15 protein-coding genes and 1 pseudogene are annotated in these 18,347 nt (G+C 73.1%); 11 read left to right on the top strand and 5 right to left on the bottom strand.

Annotation, left to right across the window (positions count from 1 at the left end; all coding sequences use genetic code 11):
- Window positions 1-27: 27 nt before the first annotated feature.
- Together E4P40_RS14900 and E4P40_RS14895 are read left to right on the top strand one after the other, a co-directional pair.
- On the top strand, window positions 28-1,188 hold the full coding sequence (locus tag E4P40_RS14900) for a glutamate--cysteine ligase (RefSeq protein ID WP_167762245.1): 1,161 nt from the start codon (window positions 28-30) through the stop codon (window positions 1,186-1,188).
- Window positions 1,189-1,199: 11 nt separating this feature from the next.
- Window positions 1,200-2,504, top strand: a complete 1,305-nt coding sequence (locus tag E4P40_RS14895; RefSeq protein ID WP_135159333.1) for an erythromycin esterase family protein — start codon at window positions 1,200-1,202, stop codon at window positions 2,502-2,504.
- 2 nt (window positions 2,505-2,506) lie between these two features.
- Here E4P40_RS14895 and E4P40_RS14890 read toward each other — a convergent pair whose 3' ends face one another.
- Window positions 2,507-3,916 (bottom strand): NAD(P)/FAD-dependent oxidoreductase, encoded by a 1,410-nt coding sequence (locus E4P40_RS14890; RefSeq protein ID WP_245160357.1) that lies wholly within the window; start codon window positions 3,914-3,916, stop codon window positions 2,507-2,509.
- 137 nt (window positions 3,917-4,053) lie between these two features.
- Between E4P40_RS14890 and E4P40_RS14885 the strand changes: the two genes are divergently transcribed.
- Complete coding sequence (locus E4P40_RS14885) at window positions 4,054-4,689, top strand: alpha/beta hydrolase (protein WP_135159331.1); 636 nt, start codon at window positions 4,054-4,056, stop codon at window positions 4,687-4,689.
- A gap of 59 nt (window positions 4,690-4,748) precedes the next feature.
- On the opposite strand, the gene E4P40_RS14880 is transcribed toward E4P40_RS14885, so the two are convergent.
- Entirely contained in the window at window positions 4,749-6,167 is a 1,419-nt protein-coding gene (locus E4P40_RS14880; protein WP_135159330.1) for an FGGY family carbohydrate kinase, read from the bottom strand.
- 130 nt (window positions 6,168-6,297) lie between these two features.
- On the opposite strand from E4P40_RS14880, the gene E4P40_RS14875 reads away from it, so the two are divergent.
- The 8 genes from E4P40_RS14875 to E4P40_RS14840 all read left to right on the top strand — a co-directional run bounded on the left by E4P40_RS14875 (window position 6,298) and on the right by E4P40_RS14840 (window position 16,465).
- Entirely contained in the window at window positions 6,298-7,611 is a 1,314-nt protein-coding gene (locus E4P40_RS14875) for an ROK family transcriptional regulator (protein WP_245160356.1), read from the top strand.
- Window positions 7,608-8,768, top strand: coding sequence for a xylose isomerase (gene xylA, locus E4P40_RS14870; RefSeq protein ID WP_135159328.1), 1,161 nt, complete (start codon window positions 7,608-7,610; stop codon window positions 8,766-8,768). The genes E4P40_RS14875 and xylA overlap by 4 nt, the downstream gene beginning before the upstream one ends.
- A 96-nt stretch (window positions 8,769-8,864) precedes the next feature.
- Complete coding sequence (locus E4P40_RS14865) at window positions 8,865-10,031, top strand: ROK family protein (RefSeq protein ID WP_135159327.1); 1,167 nt, start codon at window positions 8,865-8,867, stop codon at window positions 10,029-10,031.
- A gap of 150 nt (window positions 10,032-10,181) precedes the next feature.
- Window positions 10,182-11,762: a sugar ABC transporter ATP-binding protein gene (locus E4P40_RS14860; RefSeq protein WP_245160355.1), complete on the top strand. Its 1,581-nt coding sequence runs from the start codon at window positions 10,182-10,184 to the stop codon at window positions 11,760-11,762.
- Window positions 11,759-12,916, top strand: a complete 1,158-nt coding sequence (locus E4P40_RS14855) for an ABC transporter permease (protein WP_135159326.1) — start codon at window positions 11,759-11,761, stop codon at window positions 12,914-12,916. The genes E4P40_RS14860 and E4P40_RS14855 overlap by 4 nt, the downstream gene beginning before the upstream one ends.
- A gap of 99 nt (window positions 12,917-13,015) precedes the next feature.
- Window positions 13,016-14,074 carry a substrate-binding domain-containing protein gene (locus E4P40_RS14850; protein ID WP_135159325.1) on the top strand — a complete coding sequence of 353 codons (1,059 nt, stop codon included), beginning with the start codon at window positions 13,016-13,018 and terminating at the stop codon, window positions 14,072-14,074.
- Window positions 14,075-14,146: 72 nt separating this feature from the next.
- Entirely contained in the window at window positions 14,147-15,322 is a 1,176-nt protein-coding gene (locus E4P40_RS14845) for a Gfo/Idh/MocA family oxidoreductase (protein ID WP_135159324.1), read from the top strand.
- Window positions 15,323-15,457: 135 nt separating this feature from the next.
- Window positions 15,458-16,465: a sugar phosphate isomerase/epimerase family protein gene (locus E4P40_RS14840; protein WP_135159323.1), complete on the top strand. Its 1,008-nt coding sequence runs from the start codon at window positions 15,458-15,460 to the stop codon at window positions 16,463-16,465.
- A 105-nt stretch (window positions 16,466-16,570) separates the two neighbouring features.
- Here the strand turns inward: E4P40_RS14840 and E4P40_RS14835 are convergent, their stop codons facing one another.
- The 3 genes and pseudogenes from E4P40_RS14835 to E4P40_RS14825 form a co-directional block, all read right to left on the bottom strand.
- Window positions 16,571-17,056, bottom strand: a complete 486-nt coding sequence (locus E4P40_RS14835; RefSeq protein WP_135159322.1) for a plastocyanin/azurin family copper-binding protein — start codon at window positions 17,054-17,056, stop codon at window positions 16,571-16,573.
- Window positions 17,057-17,234: 178 nt separating this feature from the next.
- On the bottom strand, window positions 17,235-17,738 hold the full coding sequence (locus tag E4P40_RS14830) for a hypothetical protein (RefSeq protein WP_135159321.1): 504 nt from the start codon (window positions 17,736-17,738) through the stop codon (window positions 17,235-17,237).
- Window positions 17,739-17,858: 120 nt separating this feature from the next.
- A pseudogene (locus tag E4P40_RS14825) lies at window positions 17,859-18,347 on the bottom strand (ATP-dependent helicase); the annotation flags it as partial.

Below are 18,347 nucleotides of genomic sequence, written 5' to 3'. Positions count from 1 at the left end.
GCGCCTCCTCGGAGCACAGGAGCGCGCGTGCAGCAGGCGGTCGGTGCGGCGACCCCCGCGGGGTCGGTGCTCGCCCTGCCCCCGGCCGGGACCACGTTCGGTGTCGAGGAGGAGTTCCACCTCGTCGATCCGGCGTCCTACCGGCTGACCCGGAGCCCGGCCCTCGCCGAAGCAGTGCTGCGCGGGGAGTCGGGCCGCCACCTGCACGCCGAGATCACCACGACCCAGCTGGAGTCCGCGAGCGACGTCTGCACGACCCTGTCGGAGCTGCGCGCCGAGCTGGTGACCACCCGTGCCGAGGCGGCCGGGGCCGCCGCCCGCGCCGGCGTGCGCATCCTGGCCGCCTCGACCCACCCGTTCGACAGCTGGCAGCAGCAGGACATCACCCCAGCGCCGCGGTACCAGGCGATGGTGGACCGGTGGGCCGGGCTGGCGATGCAGCAGGACATCTGCGGCTGCCACGTCCACGTGGGGGTGCCCGACCTGGAGACCGCCGTCGCGGTGATGGACCGGGCGCGGCCCTACCTGCCGGTGCTGCTGGCGATGACCGGCAGCTCGCCCTTCCACGACGGCGTCGACACCGGGCACGACAGCTACCGGACGATGTGGTGGTCGCGGTGGCCGACGACCGGCCCACCGGAGTACCTGGGCAGCGCCGAGCGGTTCCAGGAGGTGGTCGCCGGGCTCGTGGCCTCCGGCGTCGTCGCCGACTCCTCGCACCTGTACTGGGACCTCCGGCCCTCCAGCCACCTGCCGACGCTCGAGTTCCGGCTGGCCGACGTGTGCACCGAGGTCGACGACGTGGTGCTGCACGCGGCACTCGTCCGCTCGCTGGTCCGGGTCCTCGCCGGGCGGGTGGAGGGCAGCCATCCGTGCCCGCAGCCACGCCCGGAGCTGCTCCGGGCGGCACGCTGGCGGGCCGCCCGGCACGGGTTGGACGGGGAGCTCTTCGACCCCCTGCAGTGCGAGCTCGTGCCGGCCCGGGTCGCCGTCCGCCGGCTCCTGGTCGAGCTGCAGGACGACCTGCGCGACCACGACGAGTGGGCTGTCGTGGTCGAGCTGGTGGAACGGCTCTTCGAGCGGGGTACCTCTGCCTCGCGGCAGCGGAGGACCTGGCTGCGCACCGGGGACTGGCGCGAGGTGGCCGCCCGGATCGTCCGGGAGGGCACCGCGCTGGAGAGCGGTTAGGACGACGACGGATGACGACGGACGCGGACGTGCGGGGCCTCGCGAGGCCGTTGCGGGACGAGGCCGACCTCGACCCGTTGCTCGAGCGGATCGGGTCCACCGGGGACGGCGGGGCCCGGATCGTCGCGATCGGCGAGGCGAGCCACGGCACCCACGAGTACTACGCGTGGCGGGCGGCGCTGACCCGCCGGCTGATCGAGGAGCAGGACTTCGCGTTCGTCGCGGTGGAAGGGGACTGGCCGGACTGCTACCGGGTCAACCGCAGCGTGCGGCTGCGCCCCGGCGCGGACGAGGACCCCCGCGACGCCCTCGACGCGTTCGACCGGTGGCCGACCTGGATGTGGGCCAACGACGACGTCGTCGACTTCTGCCGATGGCTCCGGGAGTTCAACGCCGGCCGGGACGACGAGCGGCGGGTCGGCTTCTACGGCATCGACGTCTACAGCCTCTGGGACTCCATGCACGAGCTCGTCGGCTGGCTGGAGGAGCACGAGCCGGAGCACGTGGACACCGCGAAGTCGGCCCTGGCCTGCTTCGAGCCCTTCGGGGAGGACGGCGCCGAGTACGCCTTCGCCAGCCGGTTCGCGCCCACCTCGTGCGAGCAGGCCGCGGTCGACCTGCTGCGCTCGCTGTGCGTGCGGCGCGGCAGCGAGGAGGCGGCCGTCGACCGCGAGTCCCGCTTCTCGGCGGAGCAGAACGCGGCGGTGGTGGTCGAGGCCGAGCGGTACTACCGCGCGATGGTCCGCGGCTCGTCGGAGTCGTGGAACGTCCGCGACGTCCACATGGTCGACACCCTCGACCGGTTGCTCGAGCATGCCGGCGGCAAGGCGGTCGTCTGGGAGCACAACACCCACATCGGCGACGCCCGTGCCACGGACATGGCCGGTGCCGGGATGGTCAACGTCGGCCAGCTGCTGCGCGACCGGCACGGTGCCGACGACGTCGTCCTCGTGGGGTTCGGCGGGTACCGCGGCGGCGTGATCGCCGGGTCGAGCTGGGGCGCGCAGATGGCGCGCATGGCCGTGCCGGCCGCCCGGCCCGGGAGCCTGGAGGCGCTCCTGCACGAGACGGTGGGCGCCGACGCCCTCTTCGTCTTCCCACCGACCGACCCGCCCTCCTGGCTCGGGCGGCGGCTCGACCACCGGGCGATCGGCGTCGTCTACCGGCCCGAGCGGGAGAGGTGGGGCAACTACGTCCCGACCGTGCTCGGGCAGCGCTACGACGCCTTCCTCCACCTGGAGGAGACCTCACCCCTGCAGCCGCTGCACCTGGAGCGGGCCGACGAGCACGTGCCGCCGGCCGCCCACGCGGTCTGAGCTCAGGCCGACTCGCGGCCGGTGAGGTCGCCCTCGACCGGGTCGTCCTTGAGTCCGCCGGTCTTCGACGCCTCGAAGTCCGGACCGAGGTTCTCCAGTGCCAGGCGCCCGAAGACCTGCTGCTGGGTGGCGACCCGCTGCGAGCGCCCGCGTCCCATGAAGCTGACCAGCCAGTGCAGGACCGTGGTGATCCGGCTCTTGAAGCCGACGATGTAGAAGAGGTGGATGACCAGCCAGATCATCCAGGCGACGAAGCCCTCGAACTTGAACCTGCCGATGTCGGCCACGGCGTGGAACCGCGAGATCGTGGCCATCGAGCCCTTGTCGAAGTAGTGGAACGGGCCCTTGGGCTCCTTGCCGGCCAGCCGGCGCCTGATCTGGTCGGCGGCGTAGCGGCCGCCCTGGATCGCCACCTGCGCGACTCCGGGCAGCTTGTCCAGCGACATCATGTCGCCCACGACGTGCACCTCGGGGTGCCCGGGGAGGGTGAGGTCCGGCAGCACCGACACGCGGCCCGCGCGGTCGACGTCGGCGCCGGACTGCTCGCCGAGCATCCGGCCCAGCGGACTGGCCTGCACGCCGGCGGCCCAGATCTTGGTGGCCGCGTTGAGCCGGCGGACCTGGCCGTCGGCGTCCTTGATGTCCAGGCCGTCGGCGTCGACGTCGGTCACCATCGCCCCGAGCTGCACCTCGACGCCGATCTCGTTGAGCTGGCGCCGGGCCCGCCCGCCGAGCCGCTCGCCGAACGACGGCAGCACGTACGGCGCCGCGTCGAGCAGCACGATGCGCGAGGTGCGGGGGTCGATGTTGCGGAAGTCCTTCTTCAGCGTGCGGTGGGCGAGCTCGGCGATCTGGCCCGCCATCTCCACGCCGGTCGGGCCGGCCCCGACGACCACGAAGGTCATCAGCCGGTCGATCTCGGCCTGGTCGGTGGCGAGCTCGGCGAGCTCGAAGGCGCCGAAGATCCGGCCGCGCAGCTCGAGCGCGTCGTCGACGCTCTTCATGCCGGGCGCGAACTCGGCGAAGCGGTCGTTCCCGAAGTAGGACTGGCCGGCGCCCGCCGCCACGATCAGCTCGTCGTAGGGGTGCACGGTCGTCCGGCCCAGGACGGTCGAGGTGACCGTCCGGGCGGCGAGGTCGATGTCGGTGACCTCACCGAGCACCACGCGGGCGTTCTCCTGCCGGCGGAGGATCTCGCGCGTCGCCGGGGCGATCTCGCCCTCGGACAGGATGCCGGTGGCCACCTGGTAGAGCAGCGGCTGGAAGAGGTGGTGGCTGGTCTTGCCGATCACCGTGACGTCGACATCGGCCTTGCGCAGCCGCTGTGCGGCGAACAGGCCGCCGAAGCCGGACCCGATGATCACGACCCGCGGTCGGCCGGTGGGTCGGTCACTGGCGTCTGGGCTGCGCACTGGTGATGTCGTCATGATGACTTCAGTCTCCCATCCCGGCCGGCGTCCCACCGGGCGGACGCTGAGCGATCCAGGCCACAGTCTGCCCGTCCTCCGGCCGGCTCGCGGCGCGTGTGGCGGACCGGTAGACCCTGGTGATGCCACCCGTTCCCGTCCGCGTCGTCCTGGTGCCCGGTCTCGGCCTCGACGAGCGGTCGTCGGCTCGGCTGCGGGAGCGGGTGCCGGCGACGGTCGTCCTGCTGCCGGGCATGGGCCTCGCCGAGCCCGTTCCGTCGGTGGACGGCCTCGCCGACCGGCTCGCCGGACAGCTGGGGGAGGAGCCGGTCGTGCTGGTCGGCCACTCGCAGAGCTGCCAGGTGGTCGTCGCCGCCGCGCGGGATCCCCGGGTCGCCGCCGTGGTGCTCCTCGGGCCCACCACGGACCCCCGGATCCGGTCGGCCCCGGGCCTGGTGAGGCAGTGGCTGCGGACGGCGGCCGCCGAGCCGCTACGGCACGTACCGCTGATCGTGGCCCAGTGGTGGCGCACCGGGCCGAGGGCGATGGTGGCGCTCTGGCGGAACGCCGCCCCCGACCGCACCGACCGGCGGGTGGAGGACGTGCCGGTGCCCGTGGTCGTCGTCCGCGGGACCCGGGACCGGCTGTGTCCCCACGACTGGGCGGCCCGCGTGGCCGCGGCGGCGCCGCGCGGCCGGCTGGTCGAGCTGCGCGGGGCCGCGCACATGACCGTGCAGACCCACCCCCACGACGTCGCGGAGATCATCCGTTCGCTGTGACGGCCACCCTTCAGGGGCCTGCGCCGAGCCTGCGAGGCGCGGGGGAAAGGGTGGGCCCCTCACTGCCCGTCGGTGCGCCCGCGCACCTCGGCGTAGCGCTCGCGCACGGCCGGGGTCGGCGCGGACTCGAAGGCCTGCAGACCCGGCTGCGCCCACTCCGGGGGCGCGTCGTCGCCGGAGAGCACCCAGGCCGCCTGGCGGGCGGCGCCGTCGGCGACGTACTCGCCCGGGGGTGGCACCAGGACCGGACGGCCGAAGATGCCCGGTGCCAGCTGCTGCACCGCGGGGGACCGGGCGGCGCCGCCGATCAGCAGCACCCGGTCGACGCCCACCCCCTGGCCGACGACGGCCTCGATCCCGTCGGCGAGGCCGCAGAGCAGGCCCTCCACCGCCGCCCGGGCCCAGAAGGCGGGGGTCGACGTCCGCAGGGTGAGCCCGTGGACGGCGCCGGTGGCCCTCGGGAGGTTCGGCGTCCGCTCGCCCTCGAGGTAGGGGACGAGCACGAGGCCGCCGGCCCCGGACGGCGCCGACAGCGCCAGGTCGGACAGGGTCGCGTGGTCGACGCCGAGCAGCGTGGCCGCGGCATCGAGCACCCGGGCGGCGTTCAGCGTCGCGACGAGCGGCAGGTGGTGGCCGGTCGCGTCGGCGAAGCCGGCCACGGTGCCGGTGACGTCGGCGACGGCGGTCGGCGTCACCGCGGAGACGACGCCCGAGGTGCCGATGGAGACGATGACGTCGCCCGGCCGGGCGGCGAGGCCGAGCGCGGCCGCCGCGTTGTCGCCGGTTCCCGGCCCGAGGACGGCCGCCGACTGCAGGAGGGCGCCGACCTGCTCGGCCGGTCCGGCCACCCGCGGGACGGCGGGACGACGGCCCCGCATGGCCAGCTCCAGCAGGTCCGGGCGGTACTCGCCGGTACGTGCCGACCAGTAGGCCGTCCCGCTGGCGTCACCGCGGTCGGTGACCAGGGAACCGAGGGTCCGGTCGGCGGACAGCCGCCAGGTCAGCCAGTCGTGCGGCAGGCAGACGGCGGCGGTGCGGTCGGCGTTCACGGGCTCGACGTCGGCCAGCCACCGCAGCTTGGTCGCGGTGAAGGACGCGACCGGGACCACGCCGACGGCGTCCGCCCAGGCCTGCCGGCCGGCGGCCTCGTCGCCGTCGCCGAGCTCGACGATGAGGTCGGACGCCGCCCGGGCGGACCGGACGTCGTTCCACAGCAGGGCGTCCCGGACGACGGCGCCGTCCTCGTCGAGGCACACCATGCCGTGCTGCTGACCGCCCACGGCCAGCGCGGCCACGTCCGCCAGTCCGCCGGCCGCCTCGGCGGCCGCGGTGAACGCCGTCTCCCATGCGGCGGGGGAGACCTCGGTGCCGTCGGGGTGGGGGGCCCGTCCGGACCGGACGACCGCACCGGAGTCCGCGTCGCGGACGACGACCTTGCAGGCTTGCGTGGAGGTGTCGATCCCCGCCACGAGGGTCATCGAGGGGCCGCCGCGAACGTCATGCGCGGGACTGTAGCCAGCACGGTCTTGACCGGGGAGTCCCTCCGGCATAATTTGTTGGCGCTACCGACTAATGACCGCGACGAAGCGATCGAAGGTCGGCGTCGACGTGGGGGTCAGAGTGGACAACCGACGGCTGTACGACGGGGTGTCCGTTCCGCGTTCCCCGGCCGACCAGGCCGCCGTCCGGCGCAGCAACCTCGGTCTGGTGCTGCGGCACCTGCGTGACGCGGGGCCGCGGTCGCGTGCCCGCATCGCGCAGGAGACCGGCCTGAACAAGGCGACGGTGTCCAGTCTCGTCGCCGAACTGGCCGATCGCCGGCTGATCAGCGCCGGCGACGTCGACCGCGCCGGAACTGTCGGCCGACCCGGCCTCATCGTGCACCTGGACGGCCGCGGGGTGTGCGGCATCGGCGTCGAGCTCAACGTCGACTACGCCGCCGCCCTCGTGCTGGACCTCCGCGGCGAGGTGATGTTCGAGGACCGGGTGGCCCTCGACGTCCCGGCGCTGGGTCCCGACCGGACGCTGGACGAGGTCGCCGCACTCGTGGGCGAGGCGCTCGACGCGGCGGCCGCCCACGGCGCCGTCCCCGTGGGCATCACCCTCGCGATCCCGGGACTGGTGCGCAGCGTCGACGGCATCGTCACCCACGCCCCCAACCTCGGCTGGCGTGACGTCGGGGTGCTGGCGGGCCTGCGGGCCCGGATCGACCTCGACTGCCCGATCCGGGTGGAGAACGACGCCAACCTGTCCGCCATCGCCGAGTGGGCCATGGGGTCGGAGGCGCGCACGTCCGACCTCGTCTACCTGACCGGAGAGGTGGGCGTAGGCGGCGGCGTCATCGTGGCCGGCCAGCTGCTGCGCGGCGCGGGTGGACTCTCCGGCGAGGTCGGGCACATCGCGCTCGGCGACCCCGGCGTCGTCTGCGGATGCGGCCGCCACGGCTGCTGGGAGACCGCGGTCGGGCTGAGCGCGCTGCTGCGGGCCGCCGCCGATCCGGGCGATCCGGTGCGCGACCCCGGCCGTGACCTGGAGACGCGGCTGGCCGAGGTGGCCGCCCGCGCCGATGCGGGGGACGAGCGCACGCTGGCCGCGCTGCACCAGGTGGGCACGGGCCTGGGCACCGGTGCGGCGGTCCTCATCAACCTGTTCAACCCCGAGGTGGTCCTCCTCGGCGGCTTCTTCGCCGTCCTGGGGCGGTTCCTCGTGGAGCCGATGGCCGCCGAACTGCGCGAGCGGGTCTTCGGCCCCGACCTGGCCGGGGCCCGCGTCGTCCTCTCCACCCTCGGGTTCACCGCCGCCGTCCGCGGCGGTGCGCACGTGGCGCTGGAGTCGGTCTTCGAGGACCCGACCCTCGTCCCCCTCAGCAGCACCGACCTGAGTTCACCCGACAGTTCGACCCGGACGGAGAGCACCGCATGACCGACTACACCCCCACCAAGGACGACAAGTTCAGCTTCGGCCTCTGGACGGTGGGCTGGCAGGGCGTCGACGTCTTCGGCGGCGCCGTCCGGGACCGTGTGGACCCGGTGGAGACGGTGCACCGGCTCGCCGAGCTCGGCGCCGCGGCGGTCACCTTCCACGACGACGACCTCCTGCCCGACGACGCCACCCGCGACAAGGAGCTCACCCGCTTCACCGAGGCGCTGGCCGAGACCGGGATGGGCGTGGAGATGGCGACGACCAACCTGTTCAGCCACGCCGTCTTCAAGGACGGCGGCCTGACCGCCAACGACCGCGACGTGCGCCGGTACGCGCTGGCCAAGGTGCTGCGGAACGTCGACCTCGCGGCGGAGCTGGGCGCGAAGACCTACGTCCTGTGGGGTGGACGCGAGGGCGCGGAGTCCGGTGGCAGCAAGGACGTGCACGCCGCACTCGACCGCTACAAGGAGTCGATGGACCTGCTGTGCGGCTACGTGCGGGACAAGGGCTACGACATGCGGTTCGCGCTGGAGCCCAAGCCGAACGAGCCGCGCGGCGACATCCTGCTGCCGACGATCGGCCATGCGATCGCCTTCATCAACGACCTGGAGGAGCCCGACCGCGTCGGTCTCAACCCCGAGGTCGGGCACGAGGAGATGGCCGGGCTGAACTACGCGCAGGGCATCGCCCAGGCGATGTGGCACGGGAAGCTCTTCCACATCGACCTCAACGGCCAGCACGGACCGCGCTTCGACCAGGACCTGCGCTTCGGCGCCGGAAACCTTCGGGGCGCGTTCTGGACCGTCGACGTCCTCGAGGGCCCCGGCGCGGGCCCGGGCTACGACGGCTACGTCCACTTCGACTACAAGCCGCCGCGCAGCGAGGACATGGACGGCGTGTGGGAGACCGCCCGCGCGTGCATGCGCAACTACCTGATCCTGCGGGAGAAGGTGCGCGCCTTCCGCGCCGACGCCGAGGTCACCGAGGCGCTGGCCGCCGCGCGGGTCGACCAGCTCGCCGTCCCGACGCTGGGCGAGGGGGAGACGCTCGACGCGCTGCGCGCCGAGGCCCACGACCCCGAGGCCATGGCGAAGCGGGGCATGCACTTCGAGCGGCTCGACCAGCTGGCCATGGAGCACCTGCTCGGCGTCCGCTGACCCAGCCGGGTGAGCACCCCCTCGGGGTGCTCACCCGCTCGGGGGCCGGCCCCCGTGACACGCGGTGAGGATCGGGCGGCGTGTCACTATGACGCCGTGGCGCAAACCTCTGCCTCGGCCGGCACGCTGCTGCGGCACGTGCGCACCGGCCGCGCGCGGAGCCGCGCCGAGCTCGTGGCGTTGACCGGGGCGTCCCGCAACACCGTCAGCGCCCGCGTCGACCAGCTGATCGCCGCGAACCTCCTGGAGGAGGGCGGACGGGGCTGGAGCACCGGTGGCCGCCCGCCGACGCTGCTGCAGTTCAACAGCCGCGCGGGATGCGTCCTCGCGGTCGACCTCGGCGTGACCAGTGTCGATGTCGCGGTCACCGACCTCTCCGCCCAGATCCTCGCCACCGTCGGCCACCCGATCGACATCGCCGAGGGTCCTGGGCCGGTGCTGGCGGAGGTCGACAGGCTTGCCCGCCAGGTGCTGGCGGAGGCCGGGCTGACCCCGGCCGACGTGTGCGCGGTGGGCGTCGGAGTGCCCGGACCGGTGGAGTTCTCCGCGGGGCGCCCGTCCCACCCGCCGATCATGCCGGGCTGGCACGACTACCCGATCCCCAGCGCGTTCGGGCGCTACGAGTGCCCCGTCTACGTGGACAACGACGTGAACGTCATGGCCCTCGGCGAGATCGGCGTCGGCGGTTCGGTGCAGGACCTGCTGGTCGTGAAGGTGGGTACCGGCATCGGCTGCGGGGTCATCGTCGACGGGCGCGTCTACCGCGGCGCCCAGGGGAGTGCCGGGGACATCGGGCACATCTACGTCGCCCAGCCCGAGGGGCGGACCGTCGTCTGCCGGTGCGGGAACGAGAACTGCCTCGAGGCGATCGCCGGCGGCGGCGCGCTGCTCCGGGACGCGGTCGCGGCCGGGCTGCCCGTGACCTCCACCCGGGACGTCGTCCAGCTGGCCGCACAGGGTGACGGGGTGTCCCTGGAACTGGTCCGCAACGCCGGCCGCACGATCGGCACCGTGCTCGCGGCGCTGGTCAACTTCTTCAACCCGCACCGCATCGTCATGACCGGCGGGGTGGCACAGGCGGGCGTGCCGCTGCTCGCAGGCATCCGGGAGGCGGTCTACCGGCGCTCCTTGCCGCTGGCCGCGCGGTCCCTGGAGATCACGGTCAGCGAGGCGCCGGACCTGTCCGGCCGGCTGGGGGCCGCGCTGATGGCGATCGAGGGTTTCCTCGACGAGGACTCGGTCCACCAGGCGATCGCGCGTTAGTCCGGCTCCTCCGGAGCTTGTGTGACGGGCGCCATATTTGGTTGCGGTTCGATAACTGCGGCCCAGGGGCTTGACCTATTAGTTTGGCGGCCATACGTTCTCCGCTGAACCGACTAATGGTCAATGCTGAGCAAAAGTCCGGGTGGTGGCATGAACGACGTACCTGCGAGCCGCGGGCCGCTGGCGTCCCCCCTGCTCGAGATGCACGGGATCGTCAAGCAGTTCCCCGGCGTCCGTGCCCTGGACGGCGTCGACCTCGACGTCCGTGCCGGTGAGGTGCACTGCCTGCTCGGCCAGAACGGCGCCGGCAAGTCCACGCTGATCAAGGTGCTGGCCGGGGCGCACCAGCCCGACGAGGGGTCCATCTCCTGGCGCGGCGAACAGGTCTCCCTCAGCGACCCGCAGGCCGCGATGAGCCTGGGGATCGCCACGATCTACCAGGAACTCGACCTCGTCTCCGGTCTGTCCGTCGCGGACAACATCTTCCTGGGGCGGGAGAGCTCGCGGTTCGGCATCACGCGGCCGGCCGCGGCCAACCGCGCGGCGTCCCGGCTGCTGACGCGACTCGGCCATCCGGAGATCCGGCCCGCGGCCGAGGTCGGCTCGCTGTCGGCGGCCTCGCAGCAGATGGTGAGCATCGCCCGGGCGCTGTCCCAGGACGCGAAGCTGATCATCATGGACGAGCCGTCCGCCGTCCTGGACAACGAGGAGGTGGAGCGGCTCTTCGGCGTCATCCGCGACCTCACCGCCCACGACGTCGCCGTCGTCTACATCTCCCACCGGCTCGAGGAGATCCGCGAGATCGGTGACCGGATCACCGTCCTCAAGGACGGGCGGACCGTCGCCACCGGACTCCCGGCCCGCGAGACCCCCACCCGCGAGGTCATCACGCTGATGACCGGACGCACGATCGAGTACGTCTTCCCGCCCCGGCAGGCGGCCCCGCCGAGCGGCGACCCGCTGCTCGAGGTGGACCACCTGGGCCTGCGCGGCCGGTTCGAGGACGTGAGCTTCACCGTCCGCCCCGGCGAGATCGTCGGTGTCGCCGGCCTGGTGGGCTCGGGACGGTCGGAGATCCTCGAGACGATCTACGGTGCGCGCCGCCCCACGTCCGGCACGGTCCGCCTGGCCGGCAAGCGGCTGCGGCCCGGCGACGTCGGCGCCGCGGTGGCGGCCGGCGTCGGCCTCGCGCCGGAGGAGCGCAAGAGCCAGGCGCTGCTGCTGGACGACTCCGTCTACCGCAACATCACGGTGTCCAGCCTGGGCCGGTTCGCCCGCGGCGGGTTCCTGTCCGGCAGTGCCGAGAAGGTCGCCGCCCGGGCGCAGACCGAGTCGCTGGACGTCCGCCCGGCCGACGTCAGCCGGATCGTCCGCACGCTCTCCGGCGGCAACCAGCAGAAGGTCGTCCTGGCCCGCTGGCTGCTCCGCGACTGCCGGGTGCTGCTGCTCGACGAGCCCACCCGCGGGGTCGACGTCGGCGCCCGGTCGGAGATGTACGCGCTGGTCCGCGACCTCGCCGACCGCGGGGTCGCCGTCGTCGTGGTCTCCAGCGAGATCCCCGAGGTCCTCGGACTGGCCGACCGCGTGCTGGTGATCGCCGACGGCGCCGTCGTCGCCGAGGCGCCGGCCGACGCGCTCGACGAGCACCGGGTCCTCGACCTGATCATGGAAGGCACGCCGCACACCGGCGTCGCTCCGACGGCAATGCAGCACGAAGGGGACGTGGCATGAGCGAGAGCGCGACGGTGGCGACGCGGGGCCCCGAGCCCGGCAGCGCCCAGGCGTCCAACGGCGGGGGCAGCTTCATGTCCGGACCGGTCGGCCGCAACCTCGGTCTGGTCATCGCCCTGGCGATCCTGTGCATCGTCGGGGTGATCACCGCCGGTGACCGGTTCGCCGACATCGACAACATCCTCACGATCCTGCGCCTGGCGTCGGTCATCGGCGTCGTGAGCGTGGGCATGACCTTCGTGATCATCGGCGGTGGCATCGACCTCTCGGTCGGCGCCCTCGTCGCGCTGTCCTCGGTCTGGGCGACGACGCTCGCGACCCAGGCGCTCGCCGAGGACTTCCACTGGATCGTCATGGTGATCACCGCCCTGGCCGTCGGAGCCGGCGCCGGCCTGATCAACGGCGTGGTGATCGCCTACGGCAAGCTCGTCGCCTTCATCGCGACGCTGGCCATGCTGGCCGCCGCCCGCGGCCTCGCCGAGATCATCGCCAACCGGCGGACGCAGATCGTCCGGGACCAGGCCTTCCTCGACTTCTTCTCCGGCGACGTCCTCGGCATCCCGACGCTGGTCATCATCTTCGCGCTGGTCGCACTCGCCGGCTGGGTGCTGCTGAACCGGACGACGTTCGGCCGGCGGACCTTCGCCGTCGGCGGCAACGCCGAGGCGGCGCGCCTGGCCGGCATCCGGGTGCAGCGGCACACCGTGAAGCTCTATGTCCTGTCCGGCATCACCTGCGGGATCGCCGCGGTCATGATCATGGCGCGGACGACGACCGGGAGCTCCACGCACGGCACGCTGTACGAGCTCGACGCCATCGCCGCCGTCGTCATCGGCGGCACGCTGTTGATCGGCGGTCGCGGAACCATCGTCGGCACCGTCCTGGGCGTGCTGATCTTCACGACGCTCGGCAACGTCTTCACGCTGAACAACCTCTCCAGCTCCGCGCAGGCCGTCGCCCGCGGCGTGATCATCGTCGCCGCCGTCCTCCTGCAGATGCGACTGGTGAGCGGGGAGGGTCGCAGCCGGCGCACGAAACCGGCTGCTGCGGTGTCCGCCCCGGGCGGACCCGGCGGTGCCGCCGGCGGCGGCAGCGCCGTCCCGGGAGCCCCGGCCGGAGCCCGGCAGGGCGGCGGGGGCGAGACCACGACCTGACCCCGACCGCGGGTCAGCACCATCCGGAGGGGCCGCCCGGCCCCGACACCCACAGACCACCTGGCGACGCGCCAGGGAGGCGATAACCGAGGAGACAAGATGTCTGCAACGAGGCAGCGCGGCTACCGTCGCCTGACGTCCACCGCGGTGGCGCTGATCGGCGCCGGCGCGCTGATCGCCGGCTGCACCGGCAACACGCCCGAGGCCGAGGGCGGTGGCGGTGGCGGCGGCAACAACGCCGCCAGCGACAACGACGAGGCCGGCGACACCGTCCAGATCGCGTTCTCCGCCCCGGCGGCGGACCACGGCTGGATCGCCGGCATCACCGAGGCCGCCCGTGCGGAGGCCGAGAAGTACGAGGACGTCGAGCTGGTCGTCGCCGAGGGCACCAACGACGTCAGCACCCAGATCAGCCAGGTCGAGACCTTCATCAACGACGGCGTCGACGCGATCGTGCTCCTGCCCTTCGACGGCGCCGCCCTGACGCCGGTCGCGCTCCAGGCGATGGAGGCGGGCATCCCGGTCATCAACGTCGACCGCGAGTTCGACGACCCGGCCGCCTCCCGCGCCACGATCCTGGGCGACAACTACGGCATGGGCGTCTCGGCCGGCACGTACGTCTGCGAGCAGGTGGGCGACAACCCCGATGCCGTGGTCGCCGAGATCGCCGGCATCGACTCGCTGCCGCTGACCCAGGACCGCAGCCAGGGCTTCGCCGACGCGCTCGAGGAGTGCGGCCTCGACGTCGACAACCGCGTCGCTGCCGACTTCACCGTCGAGGGCGGCGAGGAGGCGGCGTCCAACCTGCTCCAGGCGGCCCCGCAGATCGACGCCCTCTGGAACCACGACGACGACCAGGGCGTCGGCGTCCTGGCCGCGATCGAGAGCGCCGGCCGCGACGAGTTCATCATGGTCGGCGGCGCGGGCTCCGCGAACGCGATGCGGGCCATCCAGGAGGGCAACTCGGTCCTCGAGGCCACCGTCATCTACCCGCACACCCAGGCGGCCGACGGCATCAAGCTCGCCCGGCTCGTGGCCCAGAGCAAGAACATCTCGGACCTGACCTCGCAGGGCGTCCCGCGGCGGATCGTGCTCGACGCCCCGGTCGTCACGTCGGAGAACGTCGACCAGTTCATCGACAACGCGTTCGAGTCCTGACCGACTGACCCGGAGTGGCCGGGGAGGTTCGTCCCTCCCCGGCCGCTCCACCCGATCCCGGGAGCCCCTCGCATGACCTCCGCCAACCGGCCCTCCCTCGGGGTGGGCCTGATCGGTTACGCCTTCATGGGCGCCGCGCACTCCCAGGCCTGGCGCACCGCCCCCCACTTCTTCGACCTCCCGCTCCGCCCGGAGCTGACGGCCCTCGCCGGCCGGAACGCCGCGGCGGTCACCGACGCCGCGCAGCGGCTGGGCTGGAAGAGCACCGAGACCGACTGGCGGCGGGTGATCGAGCGGGACGACGTCGGCCTGGTCGACGTCTGCACCCCCGGTGACACGCACGCCGAGATCGCCATCGCCGCGCTCGAGGCCGGCAAGCACGTCCTGTGCGAGAAGCCCCTGGCGAACACCGTCGCCGAGGCAGAGGCCATGGCCGACGCCGCCGCGAAGGCCGCCGCCCAGGGCGTGCGGTCGATGGTGGGGTTCACGTACCGCCGGGTGCCGGCCATCGGGCTCGCCCGCAAGCTGGTGTCCGACGGCCGGATCGGCGACATCCGGCACGTGCGGGCCCAGTACCTGCAGGACTGGATCGCCGATCCGGCAGCACCGATGTCGTGGCGGCTGGAGAAGGACAAGGCCGGCTCCGGCGCGCTCGGCGACATCGGTGCCCACATCGTCGACCTCACGCAGCACATCACCGGCCAGACGCTGACCGGCGTCAGCGGGCTGATGGAGACCTTCGTCAAGGAGCGTCCGCTGCCGACCGAGACCGGCAAGCTGGGCGGCGTCGGCGGCGCGGAGACCGGCGCGGTCACCGTGGACGACGCGGCGCTGTTCCTGGGCCGCTTCAGCGGCGGCGCGCTGGCGTCGTTCGAGGCGACCCGCTTCGCGCTGGGCCGCAAGAACGCCATCCGGATCGAGGTCAACGGTTCGGCCGGGAGCCTGGCGTTCGACTTCGAGGACATGAACGTCCTGGAGTTCTTCGACGGCGGCGAGCCCGCCGAGTCCGCCGGGTTCCGCCGGATCCTCGTCACCGAGCCCATGCACCCGTACGTGGGCGCGTGGTGGCCCGCCGGCCACGGCCTCGGCTACGAGCACGGCTTCACCCACCAGGTCGTGGACCTGGTCACCGCCATCGCGGCGGGGGAAGACCCGACGCCGTCCTTCGCGGACGGGCTGCAGGTCCAGCGGGTGCTCGACGCGGTCGAGCGCAGCGCCGCCAACAACTCCGCCTTCACCGAGATCTGATCAAGGACCTCGTCCTCCCCATCGTGGAAGGACCCTCTCCTCCCCACCCTTCGCAAGCTCAGGGTGGGCCCCGGGAGGGGGCCACGGTGCCCAGGACGAGGCCACACGAAGAATCGAACGAAGGGACTCCTTTCGATGCCTCGCCCCGTCACCCTGTTCACCGGCCAGTGGGCCGACCTGCCGTTCGAGGAGATGTGCCGGCTGGCCTCCGGGTGGGGCTACGACGGCCTGGAGATCGCCTGCTGGGGCGACCACCTCGACGTCGAGCGCGCCGCCACCGACGACGCCTACGTCGCCGAGCGGCTCGACCTGCTGAAGCGGCACAACCTGCAGGTCTTCGCGATCTCCAACCACCTCAACGGCCAGGCCGTGTGCGACGACCCCATCGACGAGCGGCACCGCGGCATGGTGCACCCGCGCGTCTGGGGCGACGGGGATCCCGAGGGCGTGCGGCAGCGGGCCGCCGAGGAGATGAAGCTGACCGCGCGCGCGGCGGCCAAGCTGGGCGTGAAGACTGTCGTCGGGTTCACCGGATCGAAGATCTGGAAGACCGTGGCGATGTTCCCGCCGGTGCCCGAGTCGATGATCGAGGACGGCTACGCCGACTTCGCGAACCGCTGGAACCCGATCCTCGACGTCTTCGACGAGGTCGGCGTCCGGTTCGCCCACGAGGTGCACCCGTCGGAGATCGCCTACGACTACTGGACGACGGTGCGCACGATGGAGGCCATCGGCCACCGGGAGGCGTTCGGGCTCAACTGGGACCCCAGCCACTTCGTCTGGCAGGACCTCGACCCGGTCTCCTTCATCTGGGACTTCAAGGACCGGATCTACCACGTCGACTGCAAGGACGCGAAGAAGCAGGTCGGGAACGGCCGCAACGGGCGGATGGGCTCGCACCTGCCCTGGGCCGACCCGCGCCGCGGCTGGGACTTCGTGTCCACCGGGCACGGCGACGTCCCGTGGGAGGCGTGCTTCCGGATGCTCAACACGATCGGCTACGACGGCCCGATCTCGGTGGAGTGGGAGGACGCCGGCATGGACCGCCTCGTCGGCGCGCCCGAGGCGCTGGAGTTCGTCCGCCGACTGGCGTTCGACCCGCCGGCGGCGGCCTTCGACGCGGCCTTCTCCAGCGGGAACTGACCCGCTGACCTGACCGGGGGAGGTGGGCGGGGTCACGGCCTCCCCTCCCCGGTCAGGTGCCGCGGTTCCGTGCCGCCGGGAACGCCGGTGCGGGAACCGTGGGCATCACGTCACCTGCACCGTGATCTCCATGCCTGCCGCGCGGTGGCCGCCGATGGGGCAGTAGAAGACGTATCTGCCGGGCTCGAGCGTGACCTCGAACGTGGTCGAGCCGCCCGGGTCGACGGAATCGGACTCGGCGACGTCCTCACCGTCGCGCTCGACGTCCAGGGCGTGCGCCATGGCCCCCTGGTTGACCACCTCGACCCGGTAGGTGCCCGCCGTCAGGGCGTCGGAGTCGAGGCTGATGCTGAAGTCCGCCTCGGTGGCGGTGAGGGTCTGGACCGTGGCGACGGGCGGCGGCGCCGCGGTGGGACGCGCGGCGGGGGAGGAGCTGGGCGCTTCCGAGCTGGTGGTCTCCTCGGCGGAGGCGCTCGTCGCGCCGGCCTCCGGTTCGTCGTCCCCGCCGCCGCACGCGGTCAGCGAGAGGACCGCCAGGGCGAGCGCGGCGGTGATCCGGGCCCGAGGAGTGGTGCGGAACCTGTGGGTCACGGGCGCTTCCTCCTCGTCCACGGTCCGCTCGCCGGCGGGGCCGGGCGGAGGACGCGCGTCGGACTACTGCACCGTGCAGTACCGAGGGAGCACCCGCGGGGCTGCCGGTTCGCCGGACGTGCCGACACCCATGGACACGGAGTCGGCAGCCGTCCGGTTCACCGGCGGGCGAGGCGGTTCAGTCCGTGACCCTCCGCTGGGCCTTCGCGGCCTTCTTGTTCGCCTTGGCCAGCGTCTTGGCGGCCTTGCGCACGCGGCGCGGCTCACGGTCGACCGTCCCACGGGTGAGCAGGCCGATCCCGATGCCCAGGAGCCAGACGTCCTTGGCGATGGCCAGCCCCTCCTGGGTCGGCGCCAGGCTGCCCGGCTTCCGCATGCCGGGGGTGTTCAGGTAGAGCCCGAGCAGCCCACCGGAGAACCCGGTGAGTGCGAGCCCGGCCACCGCCGTTGGGACGAACGGGGCCAGCAGAGTGGCGCCGATCGCGATCTCCGCGGTCGCCAGGGCCTTGGCGAACTGCTGCGGCTCGAGGTTCTTCAGGAACGGATAGGTGCCCGACGCGAACCCGTGCAGCCCCGCCGCGGTCGCCTCGTCGGCGCCCCGCTTGCCGAGGCCGCTGTTGAGGATGAACGCGCCGGCCGAGATGCGTGGGCCGATCTCGGACAGGGTGATGGGCAGTCGCATGGCTGTACCTCGCTGATAGGGGTGTGCAGGCGCGCACTTCTCTCGCGTCCGACTCCGGTGCCCAGCGAGGGGCGGGTCAACCGTCCGCCGGAGCCCGCACGGGGCTCCGGCGGAGAGGGATCAGCGTCCCCGGCGGGAGCGGGCGCTGAAGGACGCCGCTGACGAGGATCCGGCGCGGGCGGCGAGCTCGGCACGGGTGCGCGCCGGCGCGGACGCGCGGGCGGAACCGCCGGACCTGGCGGCACTGCCCGAACTGCTGCGGGCACCCGAGGAGGCCACAGCCCCGGACCCCCCTCGAGCCGAGCCGCCGCGACGTCGTCCGCCGCCGTTGCCCTGGGGCTGCGGCTCCGCCATCGGGGCCGGCTCGACGTACGGCGCGGCCGGGCCGATCAGCGCGGTGATCTCGCGGGCGCCGGGCTTGATGGCCGACACCTCGGGGGTGATGCCTGCCTGCCGGGCCAGCGCGCGGACCTCGCCGGCCTGGTCGGGCGTGGCGATGGTGACGACGGCGCCCTCGGCACCGGCCCGCGCCGTGCGGCCGGAGCGGTGCAGGTAGGCCTTGTGCTCGGCCGGCGGGTCCACGTGCACGACGATGGCGACGTCGTCGAC

This window comes from Blastococcus sp. CT_GayMR20 (assembly GCF_004570345.1).
The sequence above is the reverse complement of the archived record's forward strand: the minus strand, read 5'-3'. Positions and strand labels throughout refer to the sequence as shown.